The sequence below is a fragment of the Phycicoccus sp. HDW14 genome, from assembly GCF_011383005.1.
GTDB lineage: Bacteria > Actinomycetota > Actinomycetes > Actinomycetales > Dermatophilaceae > Phycicoccus.
Genome location: NZ_CP049935.1, coordinates 2,399,141 through 2,414,604 on the forward strand (window position 1 = coordinate 2,399,141; position 15,464 = coordinate 2,414,604).

Sequence of the window (15,464 nt, forward strand, 5' to 3'; positions counted from 1 at the left end):
GTCGACAGGTGGCTCGCCTCCTCCTCCCGGGCCCGGATTGCTGCGGCCTCGTCGGCCGCCCGCAGCGACCAGGTGAACGCCAGGTCACTGTCCCCGGCCTCCATGTAGTGCAGCGCGAGGAAGTTGGCCCGGTCCCGCTCGTCGACACCGACCGCCGCCTGCCACCGCTCGGCCAGGTCGCTGTGCAGGTCGGCCCGCTCCTGGTCGCGGATGCCACCTGCGATGGTCTCGGCCAGCAGCGGATGTCGGAACCAGATCGCCCCGCTCTCGGTCTCGACCGTGATCCCCTGTGCCGCAGCCGCGTTCAACGCGGTGGTGGCGACCTCAGGTGGCACCCCGTGACGGGCCGCGAGGTCCCTGAGCACCGGGTAGGCCACCGGTGCGCCGGCCACCGCGAGGAGCTGGGTGACCCGACGACCGGACGGTGACAGACGGTGCCAGGACGCCGACAGGGCATCGGCCAGCCGACCGGCCTCGGGATGGCCGTCGTGGCCCGCTGACCGGGCCTCCCCGATGAGGAGGTCGGCCAGGTAGGGGTTCCCGCCGGAGCGGCGCAGGACGTCCTCGGCCCGGACCCCGGCCGCCTCCTGGCCGCCTCGGGCCAGGACCATCTCCTCCATCGTCCACGCGTCCATCCGCTCCAGCCGGAGGCGCGACACCGACGGCATCCGGAGGGCGTCGGCCAGCCAGCCGTGCAGGCGGTGGCCGTCGTCGAGGTCGGTGTCGCGGTACGTGCACAGGACGGCCAGCCGCTGGCCGGTGGTGAACCCCGCGACGAGGTAGGCCAGGACGTCCAACGAGCTCGGGTCGGACCACTGCAGGTCGTCGACCACCAGGACCGTCGGCCCGTCGGTCTGGATGGCGTCGACCGCGGATCCGATCTGGAGCAGGGCGAGCCCACCGGAGCGGTCGTGCAGTGCGGGGACGAGGTCGTCCGGGCTGCCCTGCGGCGCGAGCCGGTCGCGGGCCGCGCTGTCGGTGCTGCGCAGCCACTGCGTGAAGGCCTGTGTGAACGGGACGTAGCTGGTGACGTCCGCGCCGAACCGGAGGCACTGCCCGAACAGGACGTGCAGCCCCCTCTCCCCGCGCCGGCGGCGGCCTCGCGCACGAGGCTGGTCTTGCCGATGCCGGCCTCCCCGTGCAGGAGGAGCAGCCCCGGCTCGCCGGAGGTCGCGCGCTCGATCACCGCCCGCAGAGCCTCGCGTTCGGACTCGCGACCAACCAGGACCGGTCGGGCTTCCATCGGCCGATCATCCGCCACCCACCCCGTCCACGTCATGTGGGATCGGAGGTCCGCGATGCTGCGGGACCGAATGAGTGCACGCCTCGTGGCCCGCGTGCGGTGTCGGGTCCCGGGTCCAGGACCTCGGCAGGCCGCGGGCGAGGGTCCGGTGGATCGTGTCGATCGTGTCCGTCGGGAGGTCTCCCGGTGTCCGCAGCAGCGCCCGCAGCTTCCTCGGCCACAGCACCCGGACGCCGCGGATGCCGAAGTCGCCACCCAGCAGCGGCCAGTCGGCATCGACGAAGCAGAGCACCCCGTGCACCGGGAGGTCGGCATCCAGCAGCCCGCGGACGACGTCGACCTGCGTGAGCACGCCGTCGACGAGGCGCGTGCCGTCGCGCGAGCCGATGCGCAGCTGCTCCACCCGCGGCGCGAACAGGCCGCCCTCGACGCGGAGGTGCGGACGGCCGCGGTACCGCTGTTCCTCGCGGCGCGCCCGGCGCCGCTCGTGCTCCCGGCGTGCCGAGGCACCGGCCGTGGCGACCTCGCCAGCCGCGCCGACGAGCGCCCCGCGCTGCCTCAACCCCTCCCCCTGACGCGCCTGCGGGCCCCGCGGCCGTGCTCGGGGAGGCTCGACCGTGCGGTGACCCGGTGGAGCCTCCCGCCGACGGGCGCTGCGATGATCGGCCGATGGACCCGCAGCGCGAGCCCGCCGACCCCGTCGGCGAGCGTCGACGTCAGGCACGGGAGAACGCCGAGTACCACCACGCGGCCGCAGCGCGGGCGGCGGAGGCCGAGGCGCGGCGGACGGCATCGATGGTGGCCGCCTTCGCCGAGGCGATGCGGTCTGCGGGGGTCGAACCCACGCGGCTGCGGGCCCGCCCCTACAGCGGCGGAGGGAGGCTGCGCACCGACGTCGTCGGCTGGTACGTCCGACGTGACCATCGCGCGGGCGTCGGCACGGACGGTCGGTGGTACGTCCTCGTCGTGGCGCCCAGCCTGCGCGGACGGCTGGCCGGCGTCCACGTCGAGCCCGGCGACGCACCGCTCCAGGTCGGAGCCGGGGGTCGGGACGGCGACTCGGTGGCCCTGAAGGTCCTGCTCCGGCTGCGGCTGGAGGCCGGGGCGGGCTTCCCCTCCTGAGGACCGGCACCGCCGCCGAGGGTTCGCGAGCCGGTCCTGCGTCCGCGAGCCGCCTCGGCGCGGCTCGCGGGCACCGTGTCGGCTCCCGAGCCGGACGGGGCCGGGGATGCCAGACTCGGGCGGATGGCTGACGTCGAGCTGACCCCGGACGACCTGCGGGCCGTCGCCGGCTACGCGCTGGCCTGTGCCGAGCCGGCGCTCGTCATCTTCGCTCAAGAGCACCCCGACGACCCGCGCCCGGCCCGGGCCCTGGTGGCGGCACGGGCGTTCGCCGAGGGCGCCCCCCGCTCGAACCTCCAGCGGCGCACCGCGACCGACGCCCACCGCGCCGGACGGGAGGCCGCGACCGAGGCCGCCGGGCACGCGGCGACGGCGGCCGGTGACGCCGCCGCAGCGGCCTACCTGCACCCGCTGGCGAACGCCACGCAGCTGCGGCACGTCCTCGGCGCCGCCGCGCACGCGGCCCGGGCGGCCGAGCTGGCCCGGGGCGACGACCCCGTCGTCGCCGAGTACGTCGTGACGGCCGCCGCGCAGCGGGCCACGCCGGCCGTCCTCGACGTGCTGGCGCGCTATCCGCGTGCAGCGCAGGGACGTACCCGGGTCGCGGTCCTCATGCACCGCCTCGACCAGCTGCTGCGCGACCCTCCCCCGACCCCCCGCGTCGTCGACGACCCCGGCCCGTTCTTCCACGGCACCCGCGCCGACGTGCGGCCGGGAGACCTGCTCACCCCGGGTCGGCGCTCGAACTACGGCTCGGGCCGTCCCCTCAAGCACATCTACCTCACGGCCTCGGCGAACGGCGCTCCCCTGGCCGCCGAGCTCGCCCGCGGCGACGGACCGCCGCGGGTCTACCGGGTCGAACCGCTCGGCCCGATCGAGGACGACCCGAACGTCACCGACAAACGGTTCCCCGGCAACCCGACCCGCTCGTACCGGACGACCGAGCCGCTGCGCGTGGTCGAGGAGGTGCTCGGCTGGGAGCCCCCGGACGCCGCGCTCGTGCAGCGGATCCGCGACTCCTCCGGCGAGCTCGCCGCGCTGGGCATCGAGGCGATGGACTGAGCCCGCCGGCCGCCAACGTCGCGCCCCTCTACGGCACCTCGACCGAGATGTTCGCCCGCTCGGTACCGGGGGTCGGAGACATCGACGCCCAGAAGTCGGTGCGCCGCATCCACGCCGGGAACCCGAAGGACAGGTCGCGGGCGGGGATCTCCGGCAGCTCGGCCGGCGTGAAGTCGCTGCCGTACGGCACGAGGGGCCTCGTCACGTCGGGCTTCTGCACCTGCGGGTGGAGGAACTGCAGCGCCACGTTCCAGTTGTCGAGCAGGTCCTGGCGGGTGATCGGCCCGCTCGGCTTGTCGGCGGTCGGGTGCAGGGCCTTGTGGAACAGCAGGCCCGCGCTCGCCGCGGCCCCGGCCGGCGTCGCGGTGAAGGCCGTCCAGGCGTTGAAGGCCGGGGTGCCGAAGGTGACGACCGTCTCCACCTTGCCCGGCGCGAGCGCCGCGAGGAGCCACGCGTCCCGGTAGGCCTGGATGGCGGGGTCGAGCAGGTGCGGCAGGGCCATGGACTGGTTGTAGATGCCGTAGAGGAAGGCGTTGACCATCAGGTAGCGCCGCGGGTAGCCGAGCTTCTCGACGAAGCCCTGCACCCGGCGGCCGGCCTGGCCCGACAGGCAGCGACGGGTCACCGCCTCGGTCTGGGCCGGGTCCTGCCCGATGACGAGCAGCCGGGCCGTGCCGTCCGCGCGGCCGCGGTAGAACACCGGCCCCCAGAGTGACCGGAAGCCGTCGGCGCCGCGGAAGACCGTGTCGTCCGGGTAGTTCCGACAGAGGGTGCGGAACGTGCCGGTCGGGCCGGTGTCGAACGGGTCGGTGGTCATCGCGGGTCCGTCCTCGGGGAGTACCTCCAGTGCATCTCCCAAGAGGGCGCGGGTGCGAGGGTGATACCTCCCGCCCGCGACGACCGGCCCCGTCCGCCACCGACGCGACGCCTCAGGGGCAGATCTTGCCCATCGTGCCGCAGGTGTCGATCGGCCAGGTGAGGCTCCAGGTGAAGGGTGCCGACTCGACGACGGTGCCCGGCGCCACGGGGTCCCAGGCCCGGAAGACGACGCCGTGGTTGCTGCGCCGCAGGGCCTCCGACGCCCGGGTCGAGCTGACCTGCAGGCTCGTCGCGTTGCAGGGCACCGTGTCCGGGCCGCTCGTGTAGGCGGTCGTGTAGCGGACCGAGCACACCCCGCTGAAGCCCGCCCACGACGCCGGCGGCGCGAGGGTCAGCGTCGTCGTCCGCTCGTAGTCGAACTCGTCGTCGGCCCCCTCGGAGACCTGCCCGGTGACGATCGTCGCGCCGCTGGCCGGCAGGGCCAGGCCGGGCGTCGGGCTCACCGAGGCCGAGGCGGTGCCGGCCGGACCGGTGCCGACGGCGTTGGTCGCGGTGACCGAGACGCTGACCGACCCGCACGACGCCGCTCCCGAGTCGCAGGGCACGGTGACGCTGGCCGAGCGGGTCGACCCGCTCCAGGAGTCCGACCCGTGCGCGCCGTTGGCGGCGACGGCGTAGCGGGTGACGGCGCTGCCGTTGTCGGCGGCGGCGTTCCAGGAGACCGCGAACGTGGCCGAGGTGCGGCTGCGGGCGGTCTCGCTGAGGGCGACGCCCCCGGAGCCGCGGGGGCTCCCGCGGGCGTGACCGCGGCGGGCGCCGAGACGGCGGTCCGGCCACCGGCGAAGCTGCCGCGCACCGTGATCTGCACGGTGGAGCCGGTCGCCAGGCCGGTGAGCGTGGTCGAGGTCGTCGAGCCGGACACCGTCGTGACGACCGCGCCGCCGACGAGGACGTCGTAGGAGGTGGCGTCCGGGCCGGGCTGGGTCCAGGTGACCGAGGCCGAGCCGGAGCCCGTGGCCCGGGCCTCGGTGATGACCGGGGCCCTGGGCGCGGGGGTCGGCGCGGACGGCGGGTCCTCGGAGCCGCTCCCGCTGCTCGACGGTGTCGTCGTGCGGGTGCTCGTGTGGGTGGGCCGCGGGCCGCCGGGGGTGCTGGTCGGCAGGCCGCCGCTCCCCGGGTCGTAGCGCGGCGGGTCCTTGTGCGGCCGGTTGCGGTCGCCCTCGCGGTCCTTGCGGGCCTTCTCCTGCGCTGCCTTGTCCTCCTTCGCCGGGTCGCGGTCGACGTCGGCGGGCTTGATCGTCTCGTCGAAGCGGACGAAGGAGGTGGTCGTGCCGTCGGCCGAGACCCGCACGCCCTTGGTCGACCCCGGGACGTTGACGAGGAGCGTGCCGTCGTCGACGACCAGCTCGGGAGCGCCCTTCCCGGTGAGGATGTCCGGGCCGGCCTTGGAGCCGTCGCCGCCGAGGCGGATGACGCGGCCGGCCGTGGGGCAGGGGACGTAGACGACCCCGTGCAGCTCGACGGGCGCTCCCGGGCTCGGGCAGCCGAGCGCGCCGGTCTGCACCTCGGAGACCCGGGATCCGTCCCGCACGAGGACGACGACGTCGCGGCCCGGCACCGACACGGGCACCAGCGTGCTGGACGAGGACTGCGCCGGCGCGATGACACCACGCATCTGCGGGGCGGCACTGACGAGGTCGTGGCCGGTGCCCACCTGGACGATCGCGCCGGTGCCCGGGCCGACGGCGGTGACCCCGCGCTCGTGCGCGACGAGCCGGACCGTCGTGCCGATGCGGGCCAGCGCGTGCGTCTCCTCGGACGTGAAGGTCAGCGACGCGTCGGACCACGTGAGCCGGGTCAGGGCGTCGTCGCCGGACGCGACCCAGAGCGACCCCTTGCCGTCGATCGTGGCGTCCCGCAGGCCCTTCGGCGCGAGCCACACGCGGCCACGGGTGGCGAGCGTGACGGGGTCGATGCTCGCGACGAGCCCGACGCCGCGGTCGACGAGGAAGGCCCGGCCGTGGTCGAGGAGGACGGTGACCGCCTCCCCCGGCGTCGCGTCGCGGCGGCCGCTGGCCAGCAGCGTCGCGAGGTCGATGGAGGTGAGCGCACCGGTGGCGCGGTTGGCGACGACGAGCCGGCCGCGGTCCTGGGAGAGCACGAGCTGCTGGCCGGGGAGGCCGACGAGGGCGGCGGACTGGGGCTCGAGGGTGGCCGGGTTGATCTCGACGACCTGGCCCGTCGGCGAGTCGGCGAGCCACGTGACGCCGTCGGTGACCTCGACGGCCGTGCGGGCCACCCCGGTGCCGACGAGCGAGCCGGCGACGACCGCCGCGGCGACGAGCGCGACGCCGATCTCCGCCGAGCCGCGGTCGCCCGTGCGGCGGCGCAGCATCGGCGGCAGCAGTCGCTGGGGCAGCAGGCGCATCGTCAGTCCCTCCGGTCGGCGGCGGCCACCGGGGCCCACCGCTCGTGGTCATCCTCAGGCACGGGGGCCGTTCGCTCAACAGGTGGGCGGGCGGAACCTTCCGCCCGGTCCGGGAGCGCAGCGGGCCGGGGTGCACACCCCACGTGAGGCGACGGCCGACGGGCGTCCGGCGTCGGACGGCCCGCGCGACGGCCCGGGCCGTCCGCCACGGGCTCGACCCCGCGTCGACGCGCCCCTCCGGCGACCACGCCTCCGCCTCGGCGGCGGCCACCACCGTCGCCGCGCGCGTGCCCTCACCGGACCGGGCGTCGAGGGCGGTCGCGACCTCGCGGGCGTCCTGCCCGGGGTGCGCCCGCAGCCCGGCGAGGTCGGCCGCGTCGAGCAGCTCGGCCCACGACCCGCGGGCACCGGCTCGCCGGTGGGCCGCTCGACGACGCGACCGCAGCACGCCGAGGACGAGGAGGGGGGTCGCGACGACGACGAGCACGGCACTGCCACCGAGGACGAGCGGCGTGAGGTCCGGGCCCGACCCGGCGGCACCCGGGCCGGCGACCTCGACGGTGACGGCGGTCGACGGCACGGGCGCCGAGGTCGGGGCGGCGCTCGGGATGGGGGTGTCGTCGGGGACGTCGGGGCCGAGGTCGGCGACGTCCGGCGTCGGGGAGAACGGGACCCAGCCGGCGCCGGTGAAGTAGACCTCCGGCCAGGCGAGCGCGTCCTCCCCGCGCACCGTCCGGACACCGGTGCGGGTGTCCTGGGTGCCGGGGGTGAAGCCGACGACGACGCGGGTCGGCAGCCCGACCGCCCGGGCCAGCACCGCGAAGGCCGTGGCGAACTGCTCGGAGCCGCCGGCCTGCGCCCCGGTCGTGCCCTTCGCCCCGAGCAGGAAGGTCTGGATGCGCCGGTACGACGAGCCCCCCGGCGCCGTGGGGTCGAGGGTGCGGGTCCCGCGCACGGCGGCCTCGACGGCCTTGGCGCGCGCGAAGGGTGCGCCCGTGCCCTCGACGGCCGACTCGGCGTACTTCTGCAGCCCGTCCGGCAGCCCGGGGGTCGCGAGGAGGCCGGTGACGGCGGTGGCGTCCGGCAGGCCGGCGGCGGCGGCGGCGGCCTGGTCGGGGGCGTCGACGAGGCCGAGCGCCCGGTACGCGGTGCCGCTCGCGGCCCGGGGGTCGATGAGCGAGCCGGAGTCGACGTCGACGAGCGCCCCGGCCCGGTCGACGCTCTGCGGGGAGCCGCTCACCGGCAGCCACGGGGCGGGCAGGTTGACGATCGTGACCTGCGCCTCGACCTCGGCCTGGCGGTCGCCGGGCGGCAGCGCCGCCTCGGCCTCGCCCAGCGGACGGAAGGCCGAGGGGGCCGCCCACGCCGCGCCGTCGTACTCGGTGAGGACCGCGAGGTGCAGCGGGAAGACCGGGCCCTCGACGGTGAACAGCTCGCGCTGCGGGTCGCGGGCCCACGCGTCGAGCATCGGCATCGGGTTGGCGACGACGACGTCGGTGACCGGCGGCTCGACGACCCGGCGCGGGTCGAAGGCGTCGTCGCGCGCCAGCACCGCCCCGCCGACGACGAGCGGTACGGACACCAAGGCCAGGGCGACGGACGCGACGACGACGTCGCGGCCCCGCCGGACCGATGCCCCCGCGGCGCCCGAGCGGGCCGAGCGGCTCGGGGCGTCGGCGGCCCCGGCCGCCACCGCGACCGCGACCGGCCGATCGAGCAGTCCCCAGCCGAGGACGGTGACGACGACGAGGGCCGCGGCGAGCACGCCGTACGGGTCGGCCGTGCCGGCGGTCAGGGCCGCGGCGGCCACCTGCAGCAGTGCGGCACCGACCGGCGCGCTGGCCCGCAGCCGCGAGGGCCGGGCGAGCCGCACCCCGACGAGCACGGCCAGCATCCCGGTGAGCAGCACGCTCGGCGCGAGCAGGTCCGGGGCGGCGGGCGCCGGTCGGGGACCGGTGACGAGGCGGGGCACGGCATCGGCCAGCAGCTGCCACGGCGCCTCGACCGCGCCCGCGTCCCCGGCCCGCAGCAGCAGCGTCGTCCCGAGCACGAGGAGGGCGAGCGCGGCCAGGGTCGTCACGAGCGTCGAGCTGCGCAGGGCGCGTCCGGCGAGGACGACGAGCACCCCGGCGGCGGCGGTGACGGCGAGCACGACCGGCGGCAGCCATCCGCGGTAGGCCTGGCCGAGGGCCACCGCGCCGACGGCGAGGACGAGGACCGCCCAGCCGGTCTCGGCGGGGCCGGCGGCGGGCCGCGGCGTCCGGGCGGGGCTCATCCGTGCACCACCTCCCACGCGGCGGCGAGCAGCCCGGCGCTCGCCCCGCGCACGGCCGGCACCGCACCGACCGCGCCGAACGGTGACTGCGGCGCGGGCTCGACCTGGGCGAGCACCGGCACGCTGGAGGTCGCGAGCACCCCCGCCACCTCGGCCGGGGCCACCGCCTCCCCCGTGACGAGCACGGCGACGTCGAGGTCGCGCGAGCTGACCGACGCGACGTGCGGCGAGCCGGCGAGCGCCACCTCGGCGAGCGCGTGCGAGGCGCGCCGGTCGGGCGGCCCACCCGCGCGGGCGGTGCGTGCGGGGACGTCGACGTCGACCTGCCCGCTGAGGGTCTGCAGCCGCACGTGCCGGCCGTCGCCGACCGCCCGGTCGACGAGCCCGGCCGCGAAGTCGACGGCCTCCTCGAAGGACTCCTCGTCGTCGCGGTAGGAGGCGGAGCGGTCGTCGAGCAGGACGAGGACGTGGGGCAGCGCGGGGTCGGCGTCGTCGCGGACCATCAGGGTGCCGGTGCGGGCGCTGCTCGCCCAGTGCAGGCGCCGCAGGTCGTCACCGGCGACGTACTCGTGGAGGCCGACGAGGTCGGTGCCGCCGAGCTCGACGCGCTCGTCCTGCCCGGTGGCGGCGCGCCGGGTGCCGCGCGGCAGGGTGTCGAGGCGGACCGGTCGGGGCAGCACGCGCAGCTGGCGGACCTGGCCGACCTCGCGCACCACGCCGGCCAGCCCGAGCGGGGCCAGGCTGCGGACGACGAGCGGACCGATGGTCACGAGCCCGCGACGCGGGGTCTCGAGGTCGTAGCCGGCCTCCGAGGGACCGCCGGCCCGGGGGGCGTCGAGCGGCACCGGACGTGCGACCCCGTCGACGAGGTCGACCGCCTCGCGCCGCAGCGGCAGCCGGGCGCCCGGCAGGTGGGCGGTGACGAGGCAGCGGGCCGGCGTGCCGCGCTGGACGACGAGCGGCTCGACGGTGCGGGTCGCGACCAGCCGGCGCTCACCGCGGACGGCCGCGACCTCGACGAGCACGAGGACGACGAGGGCCGCCCCGATGCCGACCAGCGCCCACCAGCGGGTCGCGACGGCGAGCGCGACGAGCAGCAGCCCGGTGAGCAGCGCGACGGCGCCGCGGCCGGTCAGCGACGACCGGCGCAGCATCCCCGCGACCTTCGCGCCCCGGGCCATCGCGGCGTCCTCAGCCCGCCGTGGGCTGGGGCGCCGGCACCTGCTCGAGCGCGGCACCGAGGACGTCGGCCGTCGTGTGGCCGGCGAGCGCGGCGTCGCGGGTGAGCATCATCCGGTGTGCGAGAACGGGTTCGGCCAGGCGCTGGACGTCGCTCGGGACGACGTAGTGACGCCCCTGCGCGGCGGCGTGCACCTGCAGGGCGCGGACCAGCGAGCGCAGCCCGCGCGTGCTGGCACCGAGCCGGACCCGGTCGTCGGCGCGGGTGGCGGCGCCGAGCTCGCGGACGTAGCGCAGGATCGGCTCGGCGACGTGCAGGCGCGAGAGGGCGGCCGACCAGCGCATGACCTCGTCCGGTCCGCTGACGACCGGCACGTCGGCGACGTCGCCCGCGGTGCTGCCGGGTCGCAGGACGTCGAGCTCGTGCTCGGAGTCGGGGTAGCCCAGCGCCGTGCGGACGAGGAAGCGGTCGAGCTGGGCCTCGGGCAGCCGGTAGGTGCCGTCGAGGTCGACGGGGTTCTGGGTCGCGACGACGAGGAACGGCTGCGGCACCGGGTGCGCGGTGCCGTCGACCGTGACCGTGCGCTCCTCCATCACCTCGAGGAGGGCGGCCTGGGTCTTGGCCGCGGCGCGGTTGACCTCGTCGGCGAGCAGGACGTTGGCGAACACCGGACCGGGGCGGAACCGGATGGAGCCGTCGGCGGGGTGGAAGACCGTCGTGCCGGTGACGTCCGAGGGGAGCAGGTCGGGGGTGAACTGCACACGCCGGGCGGTGCCGCCCAGGGCGGCGGCGACGGCCCGCGCGAGGGTCGTCTTGCCGGTGCCCGGCACGTCCTCGAGCAGCACGTGCCCGCCGGCGAACACCGCGAGGAGGCAGAGGTCGACGACGTGCCGCTTGCCGTGGACGGCGACCTCGACGGCGTCGGCGATGCGCTCGCGGACGGCACGGAAGTCGGCGACCTCGCTCTCGGTGGCCCACGGGCTCGTGGCGGCGGCGGTCATCGCGGTGCTCCTTCGACGTCGGTGACGGCGTGGACGGGGGTGACGGCGCCGTCGGCGCACCAGGTCCCCCGCCCGGGGCCGGTCAGCGGCTCCACCGACTGCGTGGGGACCGTGACCGCCATGACCGTACCGTCGAGGCCGTCCGGCTGCAGCAGGAGACCGCGGCGCGAACGCCGGACGACCTGGACGACACCGGTGCCCATCGACCGGGTGCGGGCGTCGTCGGCGTCGGCCGCGACGACCACCGCCACCCGGTGCCCGGCGGCCCGCTCGACGAGCGCCACGAGGCCGGCGAGCTCGGGGCGGTGCTCGAGGTCGCGGTCGAGGCGGTGGGCGTCGTCGACGACCAGCAGGTCCCAGGCGCCGCCGGTGCGCGGGTCGTCCAGCCGTTCCTCGAGCCAGGCGGCGAGGGCCTCGTGGCCGTCGAGGTGGGTCGTCCCCTCGGGTGCACCGCGACCGAACCAGGCTGTGGCCGTGGGCGGCTCGCTGCTTCGGGCGGCGAGGGAGGCGACGCCCGCGAGCACCGACGTGCGGCCCGAGCGCGAGCGGCCGGCGACGAGCACCGGCCCGGCGAGCAGGTCGACGACGAGTGGCGACACGTCGTCGGCGAGCACCCCGACCGCCACCCGCGAGCCCTCGGGCACCGGCAGCGCGTGGGCCGGCACGAGGGTCGGCATCGGGGGGACGGCCCCGGAGGCGCGGCCGTCGACGGCGGTCCGCAGCAAAGCGGCCACGGGCTCGAGCTGGGCGGGCTCGACCGTGCCCGCTCCACCGGCGACGGTGGCGACCTGGGCGCGCCGGCCGGACCAGATGGCCGCGCCGGCCGGCGACTCGGCGTCGAGCAGCCGGTGCGGGACACCGAGCATCACGTAGTCGTCCTCGGTGGGCATCCGCAGGGTCGCGCGGGTGCCGAACGCGGCGGCCATCGCCGTCGGCACGCCGCCCCGCCCCGGAGCCGTCGCCGTGACGTGGATGCCGACCCGCCGGCCGTTCTGGAGGACGGTCTGCAGCATGTCGGTGTGCGCCCGCCGCACCGCGCCACCGCCGTCGAGGAGGTCGAGGAGCGCCGGGAGGTTGTCGACGAGCAGGTGCACGCGCGGCAGCGGACGTCCGGCCCGGGCCAGCGCGGCGAGGTCGGCGGCGCCGGCGGCGGCCAGGGCGGCCGAGCGATCCTCGACCGTCGCGCGCAGCACCCGCAGGAGCCGCAGGATGCGTCCCACGTGCTGCTCGCCGACGACGCTGGCCACGGTCGGCAGGGCCTCGAGGACCCCGAGCCCGCCGCCGGCCATGTCGACGGCGTAGACGTACGGCGCCACCCCGCCCGGCGCGTGCGCGTCGACGAGCGAGGCCGCCGCGGCGACGGTGCGCAGCAGCTCGGTCTTGCCGCTGCCCGAGGCCCCGTGGACGAGCAGGTGGCCGGTGGCGGCGTAGTCGACGACGAGCCCGGGCTGGGTCTGGCGCTGCGGGTCGTCGGCCCGGCCGAGCGGGACACGGCCGGAGCCGGTGGACGGGGCCGCCGCGACGACCGCCGCCGGGTCGAGCAGCAGCTCTGCGGGCAGCGCGGGCAGCCACGGGCGCCGCGGAGCCGGGGACCCCAGTCGCTCGTGCGCCGCCCGGATGGTCCGCACGCAGCGGTCGAGGTCGGTGCGCGGGTCGAGCCGCTCGGACCCCGCCCCGCTGCCGTGGGCCGGCCGGGCGGCGGTGAACGGGCGCACCAGGGCCGCCGCGCTCTCGGTACGCAGCGGCTCGCGCGCCCCGACCCACGCCGCCTGCACCATCTCGGCCGTCCCGTGTCCGGTGCGCCGCACCCAGGCCCGCCCGGGCGTGCGCCGCGAGATGTGCGCGGCGTCCGGGGTGTCGATGACGTCGCGGCTGTCCTCGTCCGAGGCGATGCGCAGCGCGATCCGCAGGTCGGTGTTGGCCCGGATGGCCGGGGTGACCACGCCGGCCGGTCGCTGCGTGGCGAGCAGCAGGTGCATCCCCAGCGAGCGCCCGCGCTGGGCGAGGTTGACCATCCCCTCGACGAAGTCCGGGACCTCAGCGGTCAGGGCGGCGAACTCGTCGATGCAGATGAGCAGGCTCGGGGGCGCGAGCTCCGGGTGCTCGCGCTCGAGGTGGACGAGGTCCTTGGCACCGTGCTCGGCGAGCAGCTCCTCGCGGTGGGCGATCTCGGCGCCGAGGGAGGTGAGCGCCCGCTGCACGAGGGCCGGCGTGAGGTCGGTGATGTACCCGACGGTGTGCGGCAGGTCGGCGCACTCGCGGAAGGCGGCGCCGCCCTTGTAGTCGACGAGGAGGAAGGTGATGCGGCTCGGCGGCGTGTTCGCGGCGAGCGAGCAGAGGAGGGTCTGCAGCAGCTCGGACTTGCCCGAACCGGTCGTGCCCGCGACGAGGCCGTGCGGGCCGTCCTCGCGCAGGTCGAGGGTGACGACGCCGTCGACACCGGCCCCCACCTGGGCCCGCAGGCCGGTGCTCGAGCCCCAGCGGCCGATGACCGCCTCCGTGTCGTCGAGGTCGGCGAGGTCGGCCATCAGGTCGGGGAGCCGGACGCGGGCCGGCAGGGCGGAGTCGGCCGGCAGGACGGCGGCCTCGTCGACCCGTCCGGTGACGAGTCGGGCTGCGCGCCAGGCGTCCCCGAGGGCGAGGGCGTCGGTGGTGTCGAGCTCGCTGCGGCCGCCGCGGTCGCGCACCGACAGGTGCCGGTCGGTGAGGTCGAGGAGCAGGTCGGTGCTCGCCGGGACCGTCGAGGCGTCGTCGCCGAGGAAGACGAGGTGCAGCCGGCGCTCGACGGCGACGGCGGCCGCCGCCTCGATGCTGCGCCGCTGGAGCCCGGCCGCGGAGTCGACGAGCAGCACGGTGTGCCCGTGCCCGCCGTCCTCGGCGAGCAGCCGGTCGAGCAGGCGCTGGCCGTCGGGGGCGCCGACCGCGATCGACGGCTCGCCCCCGACGCGCGGGCGGGCGTGGGGCATCCAGCGCAGCCAGGTCTCGTGGTGCGCGCGGGCCGGGGAGAGCGCCGCCGCGACCGAGACGTCGACGGGCGAGTGGTCGAGGCAGACCCGGGCGAGCAGGGCCCGGACGGCGGCGTCGACCTCGTCGGCCGGTCCGACGACCGCGACGAGCCCGCCGAGGGCCATCGGGGCGAGCACCGGGGTGTCCGGGATGGTCCGGCGGCGCTCCAGCTCGGCCTGCACCTCCTCGGTGACCTCCTCGTCGCCGCCCTCGCGCAAGGAGGCCGTGAGCAGCGCCGGCACCGGGCCGCGACCGACCCGGACGGCGAGGAAGTCGGGGCCGTCCTCGCGGCGGACCCAGAGGCTGCCGTCGCGGTTGCCGGCCCGGCGCAGGAGGACGGGGGTGTCCGGGTGGTCCTCGACCGCGCGGCGGTGCTGCTCGGCCGCCTGCGCGTCGAGCCGGTCGGTGAGCAGGGCGACCCGGCGCCGCCACGACGCGAGGGCCGCCTCGTGCTCCTTGCGTGCGGCTCGGCGCTGCTGCCACCAGCCGGCGGCCATGACCATCGGCCAGGCGAACACGTAGGTCAGCGCGAACGGGCTGCGGGTCTGGAGGTAGAGGCCGACGCCCATGACGACCGGCAGGGCGACCATCGCCCACTGCAGCGGCGTCGGCCTCGGCTTCGTCGGGGGTGAGGGCACCTCGAGGTCGTCGACCTCGAGCGCGGCGCCGAAGCGCGGGCTGCGGTACACGGAGACGGACGCCGGGTCGGCCGCGGCGTCGCGGTCGAGGACGAAGGTGGTGGCGCCGACGACCACGGGGGTGCCGACGGGAACCGGCGTCGCGCGCGTGACGCGCACCCCGTCGACGAGCGTGCCGTTGGCCGAGCCCTCGTCGACGACGGTCGGCTCGCCCGTGAGGTCGAGGCGGGCGTGCCGGGCGGAGACGAGCGGGTCGGTGAGCCGGACGGTGGCGTCGGCGGCCCGACCGACGACGACCGACGGGGTCGTGATGCCGATGGTGCGCCCGGCGTCCGGGCCGTCGACGACCCGCAGGACGGCGCGCACGTCACGGGCCGGCGCGGGGCGCTCGAGCCATCCCGTCGGCACGGTGACGACGTCGACGAGGTCGCCCGTGCGCATCGCGCACTCGCTGAGGCGGGTCGCGGCGGGCCAGGGGCGGCCGGCGCTCGTGGGGACGACGAGCAGGTCGCGGCGGTCCGGGGCGAGGTGGCCGCCGAGCGCGCGGGCCAGGTCGGCGACGGTCGCGTGCGGCTGGGCCTCGACGGTGACGTCGACGGCCGGGAGGGCGGTCTCCGCGGCGGGGCTGACCGAGAGCGTCCACGAGGGCATCGGCGGGGGTCCTCTCGGGTGGGTGGTGGTGTCGTTCGG

At 77.0% G+C, this 15,464-nt stretch carries 10 protein-coding genes and 3 pseudogenes; 3 read left to right on the forward strand and 10 right to left on the reverse strand.

Features of this window, described 5'->3' with window-relative positions; genetic code table 11:
* Positions 1 to 755 precede the first annotated feature (755 nt).
* The 3 genes and pseudogenes from G7075_RS22795 to G7075_RS11705 all read right to left on the reverse strand — a co-directional run.
* Positions 756 to 1,073: pseudogene (locus tag G7075_RS22795) on the reverse strand (AAA family ATPase); the annotation flags it as partial.
* Positions 1,073 to 1,279, reverse strand: a pseudogene (locus tag G7075_RS22800) (ATP-binding protein); the annotation flags it as partial. The pseudogenes G7075_RS22795 and G7075_RS22800, both read right to left, overlap by 1 nt.
* Positions 1,251 to 1,805 carry a hypothetical protein gene (locus G7075_RS11705; RefSeq protein ID WP_166121980.1) on the reverse strand — a complete coding sequence of 185 codons (555 nt, stop codon included), beginning with the start codon at positions 1,803 to 1,805 and terminating at the stop codon, positions 1,251 to 1,253. The pseudogene G7075_RS22800 and the gene G7075_RS11705, both read right to left, overlap by 29 nt.
* Before the next feature lie 107 nt (positions 1,806 to 1,912).
* On the opposite strand from G7075_RS11705, the gene G7075_RS11710 reads away from it, so the two are divergent.
* Both G7075_RS11710 and arr read left to right on the forward strand, forming a co-directional pair.
* Positions 1,913 to 2,365, forward strand: coding sequence for a hypothetical protein (locus tag G7075_RS11710; RefSeq protein ID WP_166121982.1), 453 nt, complete (start codon positions 1,913 to 1,915; stop codon positions 2,363 to 2,365).
* A gap of 123 nt (positions 2,366 to 2,488) precedes the next feature.
* Positions 2,489 to 3,427, forward strand: a complete 939-nt coding sequence (gene arr, locus G7075_RS22805) for an NAD(+)--rifampin ADP-ribosyltransferase (RefSeq protein ID WP_371814059.1) — start codon at positions 2,489 to 2,491, stop codon at positions 3,425 to 3,427.
* Between the two features lie 28 nt (positions 3,428 to 3,455).
* Here the strand turns inward: arr and G7075_RS11720 are convergent, their stop codons facing one another.
* The 3 genes from G7075_RS11720 to G7075_RS22260 all read right to left on the reverse strand — a co-directional run bounded on the left by G7075_RS11720 (position 3,456) and on the right by G7075_RS22260 (position 6,674).
* The gene (locus G7075_RS11720; protein WP_166121984.1) at positions 3,456 to 4,244 is read right to left on the reverse strand and encodes a uracil-DNA glycosylase family protein; all 789 of its coding nucleotides are present in this window, start codon (positions 4,242 to 4,244) and stop codon (positions 3,456 to 3,458) included.
* Positions 4,245 to 4,356: 112 nt separating this feature from the next.
* Positions 4,357 to 4,749 carry a hypothetical protein gene (locus tag G7075_RS11725; protein ID WP_166117782.1) on the reverse strand — a complete coding sequence of 131 codons (393 nt, stop codon included), beginning with the start codon at positions 4,747 to 4,749 and terminating at the stop codon, positions 4,357 to 4,359.
* Complete coding sequence (locus G7075_RS22260; RefSeq protein WP_166121986.1) at positions 4,746 to 6,674, reverse strand: YncE family protein; 1,929 nt, start codon at positions 6,672 to 6,674, stop codon at positions 4,746 to 4,748. Before G7075_RS22260 ends, G7075_RS11725 begins: the two co-directional genes overlap by 4 nt.
* Positions 6,675 to 7,186: 512 nt before the next feature.
* On the opposite strand from G7075_RS22260, the gene G7075_RS11735 reads away from it, so the two are divergent.
* Positions 7,187 to 7,369: a hypothetical protein gene (locus G7075_RS11735; RefSeq protein ID WP_166121988.1), complete on the forward strand. Its 183-nt coding sequence runs from the start codon at positions 7,187 to 7,189 to the stop codon at positions 7,367 to 7,369.
* Between the two features lie 23 nt (positions 7,370 to 7,392).
* On the opposite strand, the pseudogene G7075_RS22810 reads toward G7075_RS11735, so the two are convergent.
* The 4 genes and pseudogenes from G7075_RS22810 to G7075_RS11755 form a co-directional block, all read right to left on the reverse strand.
* A pseudogene (locus G7075_RS22810) lies at positions 7,393 to 8,949 on the reverse strand (transglutaminase family protein); the annotation flags it as partial.
* Positions 8,946 to 10,130, reverse strand: a complete 1,185-nt coding sequence (locus tag G7075_RS11745; RefSeq protein ID WP_166121990.1) for a DUF58 domain-containing protein — start codon at positions 10,128 to 10,130, stop codon at positions 8,946 to 8,948. The gene G7075_RS11745 and the pseudogene G7075_RS22810, both read right to left, overlap by 4 nt.
* 10 nt (positions 10,131 to 10,140) lie before the next feature.
* Positions 10,141 to 11,130 carry a MoxR family ATPase gene (locus G7075_RS11750; RefSeq protein WP_166121992.1) on the reverse strand — a complete coding sequence of 330 codons (990 nt, stop codon included), beginning with the start codon at positions 11,128 to 11,130 and terminating at the stop codon, positions 10,141 to 10,143.
* Positions 11,127 to 15,425, reverse strand: a complete 4,299-nt coding sequence (locus G7075_RS11755) for an FtsK/SpoIIIE domain-containing protein (protein WP_166121994.1) — start codon at positions 15,423 to 15,425, stop codon at positions 11,127 to 11,129. The genes G7075_RS11750 and G7075_RS11755 overlap by 4 nt, the downstream gene beginning before the upstream one ends.
* Positions 15,426 to 15,464: the final 39 nt, after the last annotated feature.